Genomic DNA, 17,803 nt, shown 5'->3' with positions numbered 1-17,803 from the left:
GGTTCCACCGCTCAAGCGGACACAGCACTCAAGTACAATGCCAACGGTTCAAGCAGCTGGGTGCCTTATTACATTACAGCATCTCCAAAAGAGCCTGGAATATTAGGAGAACTGGTCCCATTAATGCTTGCCAAAGCTAATATTAAAATTGAAAAACACAACTTCCCGCCAAAAAGAACAAACTATGCACTCGATACTGGCTTATTAGACTTTGACTTTGTGAGTCCTAGTTGGTTTCCGAATCAAGAATTAGGGACACTTTTTGTCCAGTCAAATCCAATTATCGCTATCCAAGAAAACATTATTACCTTAGAAGAAAAAGCCAACGATTGGCAAAGTATAGATAACATCAAAGGTAAAGAAATAGGCACAGTACGAGGTTACTTGTACCATGATGATGCTGAATTTATTCGAGTCGACTTTACTTCTGAACGCGACCTCATAAAAGCACTTTACAAAAATCGTGTTGATGCAGCTATCTCTGGTGATTTACCGGCATTGTATTGGGCTAAAAAACTCAACAACCCAATTACTCTTGCGGCTATTCATTCAAAAGGCCACTTAGTGATGCGCCTTCGTAAAGAGCATGTAGCCTTACTACCACAAATTAATGCCGCTATAGCTGAGCTTGAACAAAATGGTACAACTCAAAGCATTATCGACAAATACACTAAGCAAGATATACTTAATCAATAATTCAACAAGATGATTAGCTAAAACGGGTTTACGCTGTAGCCTCCATGAGCTAATAATGCATGTGCAGTTAACGCTGATAACGCCATGTTAACGTCGGGCAATAAGTCTTGTGGTGTAATGCCGTAATATGCGGCTGTTTGACCACACACATAAAACCTAACTCGATTATTAATCAGCTGCGCAATTAAGTCTTTGTTAACATTCTTTTGTCCTGCATTGAGCTGCTGATAGAAACGATCCTTCGTCATATCATTCGCTGCTTTACCGTGGACAACCATCGCAACTGAAATGTCTTCAAGCTTAACACCCGCTGCCACGTGCATATTAATAAAGCGCGCCAAGGTATCGATACTACGGTTTAATTCTCCAGGTTTAGATGCGTTACCTAAATCAAAAGCGACTTTAAACTTCATATCTGCTGGTATGACTAAGCTGCTATTTACTTCAGCCACTTTGCCATAATCTTTAATCACAGGACCTGATTTAAATGCTTCAACACCAGCCATTACTGTAAATGATGAACCCGCAATTAACATCACCACTGTCGATGTAAAAAGGCCTTTACTCATTGAATATAAACTGACTTTCATAATATTGATATTCCTTATATCTATTTTTTATGCATACTCTAGCATAGATTAACGCTTAAGTTTTAGGCTGTTTTTGAGTATCATTGTGACTTAAATACTATGAAGACGAAATGATATGCCAATCCGTCCAATTACTGCTACAGACTGGCCCGCCATTATGGCGATCCAAGCACAATGTTATGTCGAACTCACGCCTGAATCGTTATCTGTCATGCAAAGTAAATGGCAAGCCTCACCCACTAGTTGTGTGGTGTTTGAACAACAAGGTAATGTGTTAGCCTACGCGCTTGTTCATCCTTGGCAAAAAGGCGATGCCCCGTCACTGGATACCGAAATCTTTGGACAAATTAATGCTGACAGTTGGTATTTACATGACATGGCGATCTCACCCAGTGCTCAAGGAATGGGCATTGGTAAAAAGCTGTTTAATTATATCGTTAATCAGGCAGAAATACTGGCGATTAACGGTATTGGACTCGTTGCTGTGCAAGGTGCACATACTTACTGGCTGCACCAAGGGTTTACACCAAATACCACCTCAGCAAAACTGACAAAGTCATTAGACAGCTATCCTGTTGGTGCATGTTACCTGTATTTATCCTTATCATAAGGTCTATCCCCATAGGTCGTCACAATAGGTTTATTGTGTCTTAGTAATACCTACATCACTTTTTTTGGTGTGCAAACTATCGATTGAAGCGGCTTTAGTGAGTTGGGGGATCGCCTTATTCGAATATTTATTGCAAGTTCCTAAGAATCGTCTTGGTTATACTGTGATGAACGTGGGACAATTAAAGATTATGCAAGAGGTCATCGTCTTATGTTTACTTGTCCCTTTTGCCGTCCGGTATCTTAAAGTCCCCTAAAGATTGGCTATTTATAGCCTAGGTAATGCTTTTTAGGTGCCATATTCTTTATTTTTAAAAGCGAATTACATTAATTTCAGGAGTTCTCCATGGCGCGCCAAGTGATCTATACCTTTAAAGGCCAAACCAAAACTATCGCCTTTAGCTATGACGTACATCATGATCTTTATGAAGCAGCAGCAGAAGCTGAAGGGATTGATTTACAAAAATTTCTAATCTTGGAAAAGCAAATAGCCTTAACCTCCAAAAAAGGCGCTAAAGCAGAAAAAGAATTTCGTAAAACCGAGTTTGCACGTTTTGGTTTTAGCAGTATCAAATTTGTTCGTGAAGATGATGAAATTTAATCATTTTGGTTTACGTAAGGGCTCTCTATGTTGAATTCAGATCATGCTAATTTCCCACGAGCGAGTTTTGTTCGACGTTTAGGTGCAATGGCGTATGACTCAATGCTGGCTATTGCCGTTTATATGTTTGCTGGTGCTCTAGGTTTTGGTTTTTTCTTTGGACTGCATAGCACAGGGCTTATTGCGATGGGTGAATACGAGCATGTGTCAGACTTACTCAACAACACGCCGCTGTACCATGGCCTTTATCAACTATGGATAGCCATTTGTGTTGGTGGGTTTTACGCTATTTTTTGGAGCAGAGGTGGACAAACTTTAGGCATGCGAGCTTGGCGGCTTAAAGTTCAACATCCTAATGGCCAAAACTTAAGCTTTATCACTGCTTGCGCTCGAGTTATTTGGTCTTTATTGGGTATTGGTAATCTGTGGATTATCATCAATGACGACAAGTTAGCATTACAAGACATGATTACTCGCTCTGAAGTTGTCGTGTTGTCAGTAGAAGCCAACCAAATGCGTAACTGGCGCGGTGCATAATTAGTTTACATGCGAAATTAGCTTACCTGTAAACGAATAAATAAGTATCAAACAAGTAATAAAAATGGCAACCCTTGGGTTGCCATTTTTATTAAACTTTCAATATCTAATAAACAATCAATTGTTTATTTACGAATATAATACAAAGCTAAGCCAGTAAATAAAATACTAGGAGCAATTGCACCAACCACAGCAGGTAACTCATACACTATGCTCATCGGGCCAAATATTTCATTGCTAATATAAAAGCCAAATCCAGCTACTACACCAAGTAAAACCCGAGCTCCCATGGTCACCGTACGTAACGGGCCGAACACAAACGACAATGCGACTAACATCATCACAGCTACGGTTACTGGTTGCATAACCTTACGCCATAAAGCCAGTTCGTAACGACTAGGATCTTGTTGATTAATCTTTAAATAATCCAAGTAGTCAATTAAACCACTGATGGATAATGCCTCTGGCTTTACCGACACCACACTCAGCTTATCTGGTGTTAATGAAGACTTCCAAACATCAGTATCGAGGTGAGCGCGAACAACACGATCATCTTTTACCGAAGTATTATCAACCGTAGATAACTGCCAAGCATCATTAATAAACTCGGCCGTTTTGGCATGCGTCACCCTAGTGAGTTCATTCTGATCATTAAACTCATATAAACTGATGTTATTCAGAGTATTAACATCTTGAACCTCACCAATATTAACAAATAAGTCACCATCTTTAGCCCAAATACCACGATGAGATTTAATCAAACTGCCACCCGATATTTTTGTCGCTTGAAGCTCTTTTGCGCTTTTTTCTGCTATTGGCGCGCCCCACTCTCCCAGCGCCATAACCATAATCATCAGTGGAATAGCCGTTTTCATCGCTGACTGGGTGATTTGTAAGCGTGACATACCAGAAACTTGCATCACCACTAGTTCAGAGTTTGATGCCAACATGCCCATACCAATTAATGCCCCAAGCAGTACCGCCATTGGGAAAAACATTTCAATATCTCTGGGCACTAAAAACAACACATAAATACAAGCATCCAGCATGGTATAAGCACCACGCCCAACTAAGCGTAATTGATCAACCCACTTAATAATGCCTGACAATCCAGTCAAAATAAGTAAACACAAACCTGATGTACTCACTATCATACGAGCAATGTAAAGGTCTAATATTCTCATACGTTCACCTGCTTACGTTTAAATAAGCCCAAGAATCTCATACCATAAGGACGCTCTTTAATAAGTAACAACAAGCCTAAAACCAACGCAAAACCATGGATCCACCACATGCCTAAGAACTGAGGAACTACCTCATCTTGCAGTGCTTTTCGGCCCGCAATCATTAATCCAAAATAGCCTAAATAAAGCAAAATAGCGGGAAACATCTTAGCAAACTTACCTTGGCGAACATTAACTCGCGCCAACGGCACTGCAATTAATGTCAACAATGGAATCGCGATAGGAATAGCCAGTCGCCACTGGAATTCAGCAGCAGCTTCTGGTCCTGGAGTATCTAACAATTCATCAACTGGCAAGGCTGATAATTTTCGTCGCCTCTCATCAACTTCCTGTTCTTTTATTTCCATTTTATAGCCGCCGAACTCAATCACTTGCAGTTCTAGTGACTTAGGGCTGCCCTGATAACGGAACCCTTGTTCGAGTTGTAATTGTTGGTTACCAATACTATCTTCAATCACACTGCCTTTATTAGCTACGACAATATTCGTTAGACCATTTTCGTCTCCAGGTTCCGGGAGTTGTGCAACAAACACTTTATCTAAAGAATTGTCTTTATTGATTTTCTCAACAAATAATACCGCACGCCCATTTGGGCTAGCTTGAAAACGTCCCTGGGTTAATGCTGCTAATCCCGCTTCGGATTGGGCTTTTTCTAATACCTGATTTTGACGTTCTACCGCCCGAGGTCCGACATAAACCGACAAATATGCCGTGAATATTAAATTAGCCAAAGCAAGCAATAAAGTGACTCGAGTGACATACCATTCACTCACGCCGACGCCATGCAATACCACCATCTCATTTTCAGCATACATTCGCCCATGAGCCAACAATATCGCTAAAAAGAAGCTCAGCGGTAATACTAAAACAGTTAATTGAGGCAGATTTAGCCCTAATAATGTCATCACTAACGAAGCGGGGAATTCACCATCAGATGCATCAGCTAACACACGCACAAATTGTTGACTAATAAAAATAGTTAACAGCACCAAAAGTACGGCAAATTGTGCTTTTAAAACTTCACTAATAAGATATCTAAATACAATCACAAGTAGGATCCGGTGGCTAAACTTATCTTTTTACTGGTATCAGAGCAACTTTCATGTAAACTGTCTGCTTTCAGCAGTTTTGCTAGTTTTCTGACCAGCGCGGAAGGTGCTTTGGGGTCATGGTTAACATCTATTTTGGCTGTCAAATTACGCCTCTTTTTCGTTAATAATCCCAAACAGTTATCACCTTTTCGTTGATTATATGCCAGATGGCCTAATGCAAACATTATCTAATAAATATAAAAATTTGTCTTTAAGAATCTAGGAGTGCTCATGGAGTTTAGCGTAAAGAGCGGCAGCCCCGAAAAGCAACGTTCAGCCTGTATCGTTGTCGGCGTATACGAACCTCGCCGTCTGTCTGGTATCGCAGAGCAATTGGATAAAATCAGTGAAGGTTACATTAGTAACCTACTTCGTCGTGGTGACCTTGAAGGTAAACCAGGACAAATGTTGCTATTGCATCATGTTCCAAACGTATTAAGCGAACGAGTTTTACTGGTTGGTTGTGGCAAAGAGCGTGAGTTAGACGAGCGCCAATACAAACAAATTATCACAAAAACAATCAGTACACTAAATGAAACCGGTTCAATGGAAGCTGTATGCTTTTTAACTGAACTGCACGTCAAAGGCCGCGACACCTACTGGAAAGTCAGACAGGCCATTGAAAGCACTCAAAATAGCCTGTATTCGTTTGATGCATTAAAAACCCGTAAAGGCGAAACTCGTCGTCCATTACGTAAAATGGTATTCAACGTGCCTACACGCCGTGAATTAACTATTGGTGAGCGTGCAATTGAACACGGAACGGCTGTTTCAGCAGGTATGCATTTATGTCGTGACGTGGCCAACATGCCGCCTAACATCTGTAACCCTGCGTATTTAGCATCTCAAGCGCGTCAAATGGCTGAAGTGTATGAAAACCTTAAAGTCACGACGATAGGCGAAGAGCAAATGGCCAAATTGGGCATGAACTCTTATCTTGCTGTGGGTCGTGCTAGTGCCAATGAATCTATCATGACCGTGATGGAATATCAGGGCGCCGTTGACAGTACTGAAAAGCCAATTGTCCTTGTCGGTAAAGGGTTAACCTTTGATTCTGGCGGTATTTCATTAAAACCTGGCGAAGCCATGGATGAAATGAAATATGACATGGGTGGCGCTGCTGGTGTTATTGGCACCATGAAAGCATTGTGTGAAATGAAATTACCTATCAACGTTATAGGTGTATTAGCTGGCTGTGAAAACATGCCTGCTGGTAACGCATATCGTCCAGGCGACATTTTAACTACCATGTCAGGCCAAACGGTTGAAGTGCTTAATACCGATGCCGAAGGTCGTTTAGTATTATGTGATGTATTAACTTACGTTGAACGCTTTGATCCTGAATTAGTGATTGATACTGCTACTTTAACGGGTGCTTGTGTTATTGCACTAGGTAAACATGCTTCAGGTTTATTCAGTTCGCATAATCCGCTTGCACACGAAATGTTAAATGCTGGTGAGCAAAGTGGTGACCGCGCATGGCGCATGCCGTTATGGGATGAATATCAAGACATGCTAGACAGCCCATTTGCTGACATGACTAACCTAGGTGGTCGTCCAGCGGGTTCGATTACTGCGGCATGTTTCTTGTCTCGCTTTACTAAGAAGTACAACTGGGCACATTTAGATGTCGCAGGTACGGCTTGGAACAGCGGAGCCAACAAAGGCTCTACTGGTCGTCCGGTACCTATTTTAAGCCAGTTCTTAATTAATCGCGCTGGTGTTGAAATTAGCGAATAAGTATTAACTTTGACACATATTAAAGGGTAAAGCCTAAGGCTTTACCCTTTTTTTATTGTGGAAGACGTCAATACATTAGCCTGTAAAACAAAGCTTCAAAACCATCAATACTAGGCCAACCATTGACGATGTAATTGCTCTTCATCGCCTAAATAATCCAATACCCAAGCCAGTGCAGGCGACATTTGGTCATCATTCCACGCCAAGCAGCAGGGACTAGGATGTTTAACTCTGAGAAGCGTTTTACAGACTAACCTACCTGACTCAATTAACGGTCTAGCCAAATGTTCTGGCATGTACCCTATCCCTAAGCCTTCGACAAAACAGTTAATGGCACTGTGCCAGTCGGGCACAACTAAGCGTCGTTGATTGTTTAACAACCACGTAATCCGTTTAGGAATATCCCGAGAAGTATCTTCAAGACAAATAGACGGATAAACACGTAACTCATCATCATGAAGTGGACCCATAATATTTGCCAATGGATGATCAGGGCTGACCACAAACAGCCAATCAATATTGCCCATATTAGTGAATTTAAATGCCCCACCGACGGGATTTGCGGTTGTCGCACCAATGGCAATATCACTTCTTCCTGTAGCAAGCGCTTCCCATACGCCATTAAATACTTCAATCCGAATAATCAGCTCAACATCTTGAAACTGCCTATAAAAATCAGCAATTAACGCATGAACGCTATCCGTTCGCGAAATATTATCCAGCGCAATAGATAGCATAGGCTTCCAGCCATTAGCCACTCGTTGAGTGTCACGTTTCATTAACTCCATATCGTTAAGAAACTGACGAGCTTTGGCAGCGAAATGTTTACCTGCCGGGGTTAAGCTGACACTACGATGATGGCGGATAAATAATACTACACCCAGTTCCGTTTCAATTTGTTTGACTGAATAACTTATAGCAGACGGTACCTTATGCAATTTTTTCGCGGCTGCGGTAAAACTGCCCGTTTGGGCGACAACGTCTATTAGCTCAAAAACTTGCTGTGAAAGCATATCAATTTAACTCGTCAGAAAAGTACCTTAACAGCACAAGATGAATAACATATTCGAGGCCTGATATTGAACTTAAGCCATAGCCTTCGGATCGTGTAATTACACCATGGTATCAATATCTTTGATAGCAGCAGTCAAAAATAAACGTTTCCAGCTAATTAAGTAAAACATTAAGCTAGCGACTTTTATTGAACTGACGAAAAAAGATATGTCTAACTTGAACAATAACAATATATTAATCAACACAAAACAAACAAATATAACATTTTATTTGTTTCTGCTTTATTTAGCTTTACTGAGTATGTTAGGTTTTGTTGCTACCGACATGTACCTCCCTTCATTCAAATCTATTGAAGGGACTTTCAATGCAAGTACCTCAGAAGTAGCTATATCATTAACCAGTTTTTTGGCCGGCCTAGCTATTGGGCAGTTATTGTATGGGCCATTAGTACATAAAATAGGTAAGCGGAATTCACTGTTTGTCGGTTTAAGCCTGTTTATGCTGGCAAGTGCATTAATTGCGACCAGTGACAGTATACTAATGATGAATATAGCGCGTTTCTTCCAAGCGATTGGCGCTTGCAGTGCAGCCGTTATTTGGCAAGCGATTGTGATTGAGCAATACCCAGCCGATAAAGCTCAAAATATTTTCTCTAATATTATGCCTTTAGTGGCATTGTCTCCGGCATTAGCGCCCATTGCTGGCGCAATGATACTGAATAGTTTTGGTTGGCGTGCGGTATTTATTAGCTTATGTATCATTGCAGTATTACTCATTGCCATGACGTATTTTTTTGTGCCTAAAGAACAAGTGCGGGTTCACAAAAGCAAAACTCACATCCGCTATAAACAGCTACTTTCCAATACGCGATATTTAGGCAATGTGGTTATTTTTGGCGCGTGTTCAGGCGCTTTTTTTGCTTACTTAACATTGTGGCCTGCAGTGATGGAACCGTATGGTTATGCCGCGACAGAAATTGGCTTAAGTTTTATTCCCCAAACCATCATGTTTATTGTCGGTGGCTACTCAAGTAAATTACTGATCCGCAAATTTGGTACTAAAGTCAGCCTAAACTGTTTACTGATATTGTTTGGTTTGTGTGTCACTGCCATTTTTACTTCCAGTGTGATCCTCAATACTGAAACAATATTGCCACTACTCATTGCATTCTCTTTGCTAGCAGGAAGCAATGGCGCGATTTATCCTATTGTGGTCAATAATGCTCTGCAAGAGTTCAGCAATAACGCGGCCAAAGCTGCAGGACTACAAAACTTTTTGCAGATTACTATCTCTTTTGGGGCATCAAGTCTGGTGGCAATTTGGGCAAGTGCGGGTGATAACGCCATTGGTTGGGGAATACTGGCCTGTTCAGTATTGGTTGCCGTTGGCCACATAATTAAAAGCCATGATTCTTGGGCACTAATACATCAGAATTTTACCTTTCCTGATCCAGCAAGATTATCTCAAGCCTCAACTAGAAATGACCATTAGTCGGAGTATCGCAATAATATAAGCCCTTATGATGAGGTTATATATTTGTCTATAACTTCATCATATGTTAGGTTATTTATCGAACAGTTTAATGTTCAATTTAACCATCAAATTAACGATCAGAAGGAATTGATTGAATGAAACTGCACAACCTATTGATAGCGCAATTAATAGTGGATAACCAATAAATGAAATGTTTATCTTTAACATTTTATATAATCTTATTGAGTGTTTGCGTTGCAATAACGCCAATGACAAAGCTATTTGCCAAAGATAATCCTCAAGTTCGATTTATCACTCATCCTTTGCCCCCATTTAGTTATCAAGACAATGGCAGTTTAAGCGGTTTTTCCATCGATATTATTCAAGCGATGATGCAACATACCCAGCAAACCGCCAACATTCAAATGTATCCCTTTAATAGAGCATTCCAGTTATTGAAATCACAACCAAACACTGCGTTGTTTGTTATAGCTAAAAGGCCGGAAAGAGAAGTCAGCATGAAATGGGTTGGCCCCATTCTCAGCAGCGGAGTCTATTTTTACCAAAAACGTAATTCCGGGTTGTCACTAGCACATCTAGAAGACTTAAAACATGTTAGCAACGTTGGCGTTGTGTTTGGTAACGCTGATCACACCTTTTTGGATTCGCAAGGCTTCACTAACCTCAGTACAGATAAATCCCAACTACAATCGCTCAAAATGCTCAACTATGGCCGAGTTGATGTAGCGCCAATGAGCGAGCTTATTATGCCATTTTTAGCGAAAGCAGCCGGTATCGATATCAACTCAATAGAGCGAACCCCTATTAAGTTGTACGACTCGACCTTGTATATCGCGTTTTCAAATGATACCACTGATGAGGTTGTTGCATTATGGCAGCAAGCATTTGATGAGTTAAAATCATCTGGCCAATATCAGACTATTTACCAAGATTATTTTCCAACTGAAACCGCTACTGCTACTGCTACTGCGAAGCAATAACGGAGCATTAATGCCTAACGTACAACTACTATAGATCAATTCCCCTATCGGATTTACGTTACCCACTCAATATGCGTAATGCAATCTCCCCAAAAGATCCTCTCTAAGCCAAACGGACTAACAATAAACAATCGTTAACTTGTTATATGCAAGTGACAAATTTAATATAAAACCCAAAATAAGTATAAATATATAATTTAATGAAATAAAACTCACTGAAAGGGATGTTCAGATGAAGGCGATGAAAGTCATAGTCATTTCAATAGTCAGCGCGTTGGCGCTTTTTGGGTTAATGACTATGTTATTGGGTTGGCTACTCAGTTCCATGTGCGGTAATAACGTTTACACCGAATCACTTTCATTAGATAAAATGTACAAGGCTGTTATCTTTGAAAGAAGCTGCGGCGGCGCTTCTGGCTACTCAACTCAAATATCAATCATAAAAGCTGACGAGCAACTGTGTGACAATTGTGCTGGCGACGTGTTCGTTGCCAATGGTCATCCTAACGATAATAAACTCAACTTAATCTGGTTAGGACAACAAGATTCTGACGACCAACAACTGCAAATTCATATTCCTGCGGATATCTCAATTGAGACTCAAGAAACCACTTGGTCTTTTGGGTTTGACAGTATCGATATTTCCTACCCTGTATTTGACCATTACCCATTAGCCTGTGAACAAACGCCGCAGCCTAAAGCGTGTCAGTTTGTGACAAATGATCAGAAACTTATTGACGTGTTAATTCAATTTAAAGACTTTAAAAATCATAAAGCCCTAGCGGTATCGGTTAGCGATATAGGCAAGCTTAGATATGGATACGCTTATGGCTATGACTCAATGCTAAAAGCACAACGCAGAGCATTAAAAGAGTGCACAAAAGGGATGAGTCCAACCCATGTAACATGTGAGTTAATCCGTTAAGGCAAACCAATGCGATTTGAACCCAAACAACACAAAACACATTTCATTGATAATCAAAAAATAGATGTCTATTACAACCGTGTTACCACCCGTTTTAGCTTATCCATAAATCAGCAACAGGTTTATAGTCGACTACTAGTGTTAAGCCCATGGCGAAAGCAACAAATCCTTATAAACAACACTCCATACAACTTAACCATCATTTGGTTTTTATTGTGGCGATCAAGTTTAACCCCTACTCAACAGCCAGACCGCCATCCTACAATTATAGAACTGCTGCCTGAACGGCGTAGAAAATCCATTATGATCGCGATATATTTCGGATTAATTAGCAGTATTAAACTAACGCTAGGGATATTAATCTATTCCAACATCATATGAATATCGCATCACGAGGCCATTAACCCGAAGACGATTTTAGTGTAAACTCGAGCCCAACTTATTAACCTGTTAAAAGCATCACCACATGACTCAAGCCTTGTTTTACCTTATGCCTGATAATCATAATCAAATGAGTGCATTAGATGCGCTCTATTTAGCTGCTTGCAGGTTAGCTGAACAACAATATCGCCAACAAAAAACAGTCTACATTCACTGCAAAGACAAACAGCAAGCTTATGCAATTGACGAATTACTGTGGCAATTTGAGCCCAACGCCTTTGTTCCACACAATTTAAAAGGTGAAGGCCCAGTCACAGGTGCGCCGGTCGAAATTGGTTTTGATACTTTAGGACCAAATAAAAGTCGTCAAGTTCTGATTAATCTTGCAGACCAAATGCCCAGTTTTGCGGTAAACTTGCCCCATATTATCGATTTTGTCGCTAATGATGACGAACTCAAGCGCATTGCTCGCAATCGCTACCGTCAATATCAGAATGTAGGCATAACGCCCAGCACTCAAGCATTAGCTGAATAAACACTTAATTTAGATAGAGAACATAACGCTCCTATGGAAAAAACATACAACCCAAAGTCTATCGAACAAGCCCTTTACCAAAACTGGGAAGAGCAAGGTTACTTCAAGCCGCATGGTGATGAATCAAAAGGCAATTACTGCATCATGATCCCGCCACCGAATGTAACCGGTAGCTTGCACATGGGTCATGCCTTCCAAGACACCATCATGGATACCCTTACCCGCTTTGAGCGCATGAAAGGTAAAAATACCTTATGGCAAGTCGGCACCGACCACGCAGGTATTGCGACTCAAATGTTGGTTGAGCGTAAGCTTGAAGCCGAAGAAGGTAAAACCCGCCATGATTTAGGCCGTGAAACTTTTATCGGTAAAGTGTGGGACTGGAAAGAACAGTCTGGCGGCACTATTACCAAACAACTTCGCCGCATGGGCGCATCAGTTGATTGGGATCGCGAACGTTTCACTATGGATGAAGGCTTATCAAAAGCAGTTCAAGAAGTGTTTGTTCGTCTATACGATGATGAACTCATTTATCGTGGTAAGCGCCTAGTTAACTGGGACCCAAAGCTACACACAGCCATTTCAGACCTTGAAGTTGAAAACAAAGAGAAGCAAGGCCACATGTGGCACTTCCGCTATCCTTTGGCCCAAGGCGCATTAACAGCCGACGGTAAAGACTACCTAGAAGTGGCCACTACTCGCCCAGAAACCATGTTAGGTGACAGCGCAGTAGCCGTGCATCCAGATGATGAACGTTATCAGTCATTAATTGGTAAATTCATTCTATTGCCTATCGTTAACCGTTTAGTGCCGATTGTTGCCGATGATTATGTTGATATGGAATTTGGTACCGGTTGTGTAAAAATCACTCCAGCCCATGACTTTAACGACTACGAAGTCGGTAAACGTCATCAACTGCCTATGTACAACATCTTCACCTTAGATGCCGCTGTACGCAGTTTTGTTGAAGTGATTAACACTGATGGCACCCCAAACAAAGGCGTCGAAATCGCCTTGCCAGAGCGTTATGTTGGCCTAGATCGCTTTAAAGCCCGTGATGCTATCGTGGCTGAATTTGACAGCTTAGGTCTACTTGAAAAAGTCGCTCCGCACGGCTTAAAAGTACCTTATGGCGATCGCTCTGGTGTAGTGATTGAACCATTACTAACCGACCAGTGGTATGTGGCTGTGCAGTCAATGGCTAAAACAGCCATTGAAGCGGTAGAAACCGGCGAAATTAAGTTTGTACCGCAGCAATACGAAAACATGTACTTCTCATGGATGCGCGATATTAAAGACTGGTGTATTTCACGCCAGTTATGGTGGGGACATCGTATTCCAGCTTGGTACGACGAAAACGGTAAAGTCTACGTTGGTCGTAACGAAGCTGAAGTCCGCGCTAAACATAAATTTGCTGACTCTGTGGTATTACGTCAAGACGACGACGTATTAGACACCTGGTTCAGTTCAGCATTATGGACATTCTCAACCTTAGGTTGGCCAGACAATTTAGAAGATTTAAAAACCTTCCACCCAACCGACGTGTTGGTTACCGGTTTTGACATCATCTTCTTCTGGGTTGCCCGCATGATCATGATGACCATGCACTTTATTAAAGATGAAGATGGCAAACCACAAGTCCCTTTCAAAACGGTTTACGTTACCGGTCTTATCCGTGATGAAGCTGGTAATAAAATGTCAAAGTCTAAAGGTAACGTACTTGATCCATTAGACATGATTGACGGTATCGAGCTTGAAACGTTAGTCACCAAGCGTACTGGCAACATGATGCAGCCACAACTGGCTGCAAAAATTGAGAAAAGTACCCGTAAAGAATTTGCCGATGGCATTGAAGCTCATGGTACTGATGCGCTGCGCTTTACCTTAGCAGCAATGGCTTCAACCGGTCGTGACATCAACTGGGACATGAAACGTCTTGATGGTTACCGCAGTTTCTGTAACAAGTTATGGAACGCGTCACGTTACGTGCTAATGAACACTGAAGTGCAGACGGATCCTGATAGCGATGAAGCTGGCGAGCCTTTAGATTGTGGTCAACTATTAGTTGATGGCAAACCGGGCGTGATGGAATTATCGTTAGCCGATCGTTGGATCATTGGTTTGTTTAACCAAACCGTGAAAACCGTTGAAGACCACATGGCAGCTTACCGTTTCGACTTAGCAGCAAACACTTTATATGAGTTCACTTGGAATCAATTCTGTGACTGGTATTTAGAATTAACCAAGCCTGTTATGCAAAATGGCACTGAAGCGCAAATGCGCGGCACTCGCCACACGTTAGTCAATGTACTTGAAAAAATGCAGCGTCTAATGCATCCATTTATGCCATACATTACCGAAACGATTTGGCAACGAGTCAAACCGTTAGCGGGTGTAACTGGCGATACTATCATGCTAGCACCGTTCCCAACTTATCAAGCCGATCAAGTTGACGCGACCGCGATGGCCGATCTTGAATGGGTTAAGCAAGTGATTGTAGCTGTGCGTAATATTCGTGCCGAACTTAATATAGCCCCATCAAAGCCGCTTAATGCGTTACTGCGTGGTGTTAGCTATGAAGATCGTATTCGTCTTGAGTCAAACCAAACATTCTTTGCAAGTTTGGCCAAACTTGAAACGATGACTATTTTAGCTGAAGGTGAAACGGCACCAATGTCGAGCACTCAGTTAGTCGGCAATATGGAACTATTAATCCCAATGGCAGGTTTGATTGATGTCGGCGCAGAAATAGCCCGTATCGATAAACAGTTAGAAAAACTTGCCCAAGAGATTGCCCGTATTGAAGGTAAATTATCTAATCAAGGTTTTGTGGCTAAAGCTCCTGCTGCGGTAATTGATAAAGAACGCGCTAAAATGGCTGATTTAACTCGTGACATTGAGAAATTAAACGAGCAAAAAATTGAATTAGCTAAGATTTAACGGCAACCATAAGTTGTTGCTTTAAGGTTTACTTCGGTTTACAAAGCGCACTAAAAACCAGCGAATGACTCGCTGGTTTTTTATCTTTGTAGATGTGACCCATGGCAATAATATAAGGTTTATTTGGTTCAAAATTGAAACTTTGATATCTCAACTTACATTTTTGGTGTATAAGCTTCGGCCAATATCATCATTCTATCTAATGGGTCAAAACCATGTCTGATAAATACTTTTTTAAAGGTCGTAGAACCCCTAAACCAGCTTATGGTGAAAGTGGTTATAACACCAAACGTGCAGCAAAATTAGGCACGGAAGCTTTACCGTTAATATTGTCAGTTCAAACCGAAGCTCGCCAACATGAAGTGGCAGCAATGGTTGCTGAACAACAGCTCTTTGCCAATATCACTATTGATGCAGATAAGCCTGAAAACATTATTGATTTAACTGGTTTGCTGAATAAACCCAAAGCGGTTACCTCAGAAGCTAAGATTAACCGCAATGATGCATGCCCTTGTGGCAGTGGTAAAAAGTACAAAAAGTGTTGCGGTGCTTAAACCAAAATATCAACGTTAGGCTCGTTGGTCACTAACGGGCCAATGATAAAAAATTGAAGCTGATCTTACGATCCGCTTTTTTATTGTCTTGAGATTGTTAACGTTGACTTTGGATACACTTAACAGACTAGGCTTGCCAATGTAACGACATCACAAATTCACAAGTGAGTGGCACTCTGAGCAGATCTCTTATGGATAGGGATTGGTATTAACCACGAACTTAGGTAAAGTGTCAGCCTTTGTTATAAAAATGAAACAGACCATAAAATAAAAGGGTGACTTATGAGCACTAATTCACACTCAGGCAATGACTTGAGTGAAGTAAAACAGTTAGGCATGTGGGCCGCGATCACCAGTTTAGGCTATATATTTTGGCTCGTAGGTGGCATGGAGCTAATAGAACGTATTGCCTATTATGGCGTCAAAGCCAGTGCTGGTCTATACGCCAAAGCGCCTGTTTCAGAAGGCGGACTGGGCATTAATTTAAGTGATTACGGTATTATCATATCCGTTTGGGCTTTGCTGCAAACCTTCGTACCTGTGTTAACTGGCGGAATTTCTGACCGTGTCGGTTACAAAGAAACCATTTTCGTTTCTACTATTATCAAAATCTGCGGTTATTTAACCATGGCATTCTTCCCCAGCTTCTGGGGTTTTCTCGCCGGAGCCATGTTGCTAGCCATGGGTACAGGGGTGTTCAAACCCGGTATTCAAGGCACCTTAGTACTGTCAACTAACCGAAATAATACTTCAATGGCTTGGGGCATTTTTTACCAGGTGGTTAACATTGGTGGATTTTTAGGCCCATTGGTTGCGGTACACATGCGTCAATTATCTTGGGATAATGTGTTTTACGCCTGTGCAGCGATTATCTCGTTTAACTTTTTATTCTTATTGGCTTATAAAGAACCAGGTAAAGATGAGCGTTTAGAACGAGCACGTAAAGTTAAATCAGGTGAAATACAACAAGAATCACTGTGGAAAGATGCTTTAAGAGAACTGAAAAAGCCTGTGGTGATTTACTACATGCTGGTGTTTGCCGGTTTTTGGTTTTTATACAACTCATTATTTGATGTATTGCCTATTCACATTGCGGAATGGGTTGATACCAGCGTCATTGTTACCTCTTTATTTGGCCCAGAAGGTACCAGTAACGGCATATTACAGTTCTGGCTGGGGTTGAACAATGACGGCACCAAAGTAATGCCAGAGGGTATGCTCAACCTCAATGCAGGGATGATCATGACCACTTGCTTTATTGTTGCAGCGCTTACGGCTAAATATCGTATTACCACAGCCATGTTTGTTGGCTGTTTATTGAGTATTTTAGCCATTGCCTTGGTCGGTGCATTTAATGCGGCTTGGATGATTGTACTGGCTATTGCGATGTTCTCTGTCGGTGAAATGATGATTAGCCCCAAGAAAAACGAATTTATGGGCAATATTGCACCTGAAGGTAAAAAAGCCATGTATTTAGGCTTTGTTATGCTTCCTCAAGGCATAGGTTGGACGTTGGAAGGTTATTTCGGCCCTAAACTTTATGACATGTATGCTTCAAAAGAGCGTATCGCCCGTGAAGCCTTATCGGAACATGGCATGAACTTAACCGATATAGCTAACATCCCTCAAGGAGAAGCATTTAGCCGCTTAGTCAGCGTAACAGGGCAAGAACCACAGGCATTAACCCAAGCTTTATATCAAGCCAACAATATCGGCATGGCTTGGTATATTATCGCCGCGATTGGGATTATTTCAGCGGTAGGTATTTTCATCTATGGGAAATGGCTATTAAGGATGCAGCGCCAACAAGTGGCTTAGTTGAGCGGACTGTAGAGTACTTACCTTAAAGTACCGATTTGATATAAGGGAAGC

At 41.3% G+C, this 17,803-nt stretch carries 16 protein-coding genes and 1 pseudogene; 13 read left to right on the top strand and 4 right to left on the bottom strand.

Translation table 11 applies throughout. The annotated features are described in order from the left end of the window. Nucleotides 1-696, top strand: a 696-nt coding sequence (locus H5202_RS08295) for a substrate-binding periplasmic protein (RefSeq protein ID WP_182771665.1), incomplete at its 5' end; no start/stop codon positions are given. 17 nt (nucleotides 697-713) lie between these two features. Here H5202_RS08295 and H5202_RS08290 read toward each other — a convergent pair. After that, complete coding sequence (locus H5202_RS08290) at nucleotides 714-1,286, bottom strand: DsrE family protein (RefSeq protein WP_182771664.1); 573 nt, start codon at nucleotides 1,284-1,286, stop codon at nucleotides 714-716. A 115-nt stretch (nucleotides 1,287-1,401) separates the two neighbouring features. Between H5202_RS08290 and H5202_RS08285 the strand changes: the two genes are divergently transcribed. From H5202_RS08285 to H5202_RS08270, 4 genes and pseudogenes are all read left to right on the top strand, one after another. Then, on the top strand, nucleotides 1,402-1,896 hold the full coding sequence (locus tag H5202_RS08285) for a GNAT family N-acetyltransferase (protein WP_182771663.1): 495 nt from the start codon (nucleotides 1,402-1,404) through the stop codon (nucleotides 1,894-1,896). Between the two features lie 24 nt (nucleotides 1,897-1,920). Continuing rightward, nucleotides 1,921-2,226: pseudogene (locus H5202_RS08280) on the top strand (DMT family protein). Nucleotides 2,227-2,241: 15 nt separating this feature from the next. Next, nucleotides 2,242-2,496: a DUF2960 domain-containing protein gene (locus H5202_RS08275; RefSeq protein ID WP_182771662.1), complete on the top strand. Its 255-nt coding sequence runs from the start codon at nucleotides 2,242-2,244 to the stop codon at nucleotides 2,494-2,496. Between the two features lie 27 nt (nucleotides 2,497-2,523). Continuing rightward, nucleotides 2,524-3,033: an RDD family protein gene (locus H5202_RS08270; protein ID WP_182771661.1), complete on the top strand. Its 510-nt coding sequence runs from the start codon at nucleotides 2,524-2,526 to the stop codon at nucleotides 3,031-3,033. A gap of 125 nt (nucleotides 3,034-3,158) precedes the next feature. Here H5202_RS08270 and lptG read toward each other — a convergent pair whose 3' ends face one another. Both lptG and lptF read right to left on the bottom strand, forming a co-directional pair. Continuing rightward, nucleotides 3,159-4,217 carry an LPS export ABC transporter permease LptG gene (gene lptG / locus H5202_RS08265; RefSeq protein ID WP_182771660.1) on the bottom strand — a complete coding sequence of 353 codons (1,059 nt, stop codon included), beginning with the start codon at nucleotides 4,215-4,217 and terminating at the stop codon, nucleotides 3,159-3,161. Beyond that, complete coding sequence (gene lptF, locus H5202_RS08260; RefSeq protein ID WP_182771659.1) at nucleotides 4,214-5,326, bottom strand: LPS export ABC transporter permease LptF; 1,113 nt, start codon at nucleotides 5,324-5,326, stop codon at nucleotides 4,214-4,216. The genes lptG and lptF overlap by 4 nt, the downstream gene beginning before the upstream one ends. Nucleotides 5,327-5,599: 273 nt before the next feature. Here lptF and pepA point away from each other — a divergent pair, with 273 nt between their 5' ends. Next, nucleotides 5,600-7,108 carry a leucyl aminopeptidase gene (gene pepA / locus H5202_RS08255; protein ID WP_182771658.1) on the top strand — a complete coding sequence of 503 codons (1,509 nt, stop codon included), beginning with the start codon at nucleotides 5,600-5,602 and terminating at the stop codon, nucleotides 7,106-7,108. A gap of 110 nt (nucleotides 7,109-7,218) precedes the next feature. Here the strand turns inward: pepA and punR are convergent, their stop codons facing one another. After that, complete coding sequence (gene punR, locus H5202_RS08250) at nucleotides 7,219-8,121, bottom strand: DNA-binding transcriptional activator PunR (protein ID WP_182771657.1); 903 nt, start codon at nucleotides 8,119-8,121, stop codon at nucleotides 7,219-7,221. Between the two features lie 208 nt (nucleotides 8,122-8,329). On the opposite strand from punR, the gene punC reads away from it, so the two are divergent. From punC to H5202_RS08215, 7 genes are all read left to right on the top strand, one after another. Next, a complete protein-coding gene (gene punC / locus H5202_RS08245) occupies nucleotides 8,330-9,613 on the top strand; it encodes a purine nucleoside transporter PunC (protein WP_182771656.1) in 1,284 nt (427 codons plus the stop codon). Nucleotides 9,614-9,864: 251 nt separating this feature from the next. Beyond that, nucleotides 9,865-10,596 carry a substrate-binding periplasmic protein gene (locus H5202_RS08240; protein WP_182771655.1) on the top strand — a complete coding sequence of 244 codons (732 nt, stop codon included), beginning with the start codon at nucleotides 9,865-9,867 and terminating at the stop codon, nucleotides 10,594-10,596. 232 nt (nucleotides 10,597-10,828) lie between these two features. After that, nucleotides 10,829-11,521, top strand: a complete 693-nt coding sequence (locus tag H5202_RS08235; protein WP_182771654.1) for a hypothetical protein — start codon at nucleotides 10,829-10,831, stop codon at nucleotides 11,519-11,521. A gap of 466 nt (nucleotides 11,522-11,987) precedes the next feature. Next, nucleotides 11,988-12,437, top strand: a complete 450-nt coding sequence (locus H5202_RS08230) for a DNA polymerase III subunit chi (RefSeq protein ID WP_011636391.1) — start codon at nucleotides 11,988-11,990, stop codon at nucleotides 12,435-12,437. A gap of 33 nt (nucleotides 12,438-12,470) precedes the next feature. Beyond that, nucleotides 12,471-15,377 (top strand): valine--tRNA ligase, encoded by a 2,907-nt coding sequence (locus tag H5202_RS08225; RefSeq protein ID WP_182771653.1) that lies wholly within the window; start codon nucleotides 12,471-12,473, stop codon nucleotides 15,375-15,377. 215 nt (nucleotides 15,378-15,592) lie between these two features. Further along, complete coding sequence (locus tag H5202_RS08220; protein ID WP_182771652.1) at nucleotides 15,593-15,931, top strand: PBPRA1643 family SWIM/SEC-C metal-binding motif protein; 339 nt, start codon at nucleotides 15,593-15,595, stop codon at nucleotides 15,929-15,931. A 282-nt stretch (nucleotides 15,932-16,213) separates the two neighbouring features. Then, entirely contained in the window at nucleotides 16,214-17,749 is a 1,536-nt protein-coding gene (locus H5202_RS08215) for an MFS transporter (protein ID WP_182771651.1), read from the top strand. Nucleotides 17,750-17,803 lie beyond the last annotated feature (54 nt).

The organism is Shewanella sp. SG41-4, from assembly GCF_014164505.1.
Lineage (GTDB): Bacteria > Pseudomonadota > Gammaproteobacteria > Enterobacterales > Shewanellaceae > Shewanella.
The sequence above is the reverse complement of the archived record's forward strand: the minus strand, read 5'-3'. Positions and strand labels throughout refer to the sequence as shown.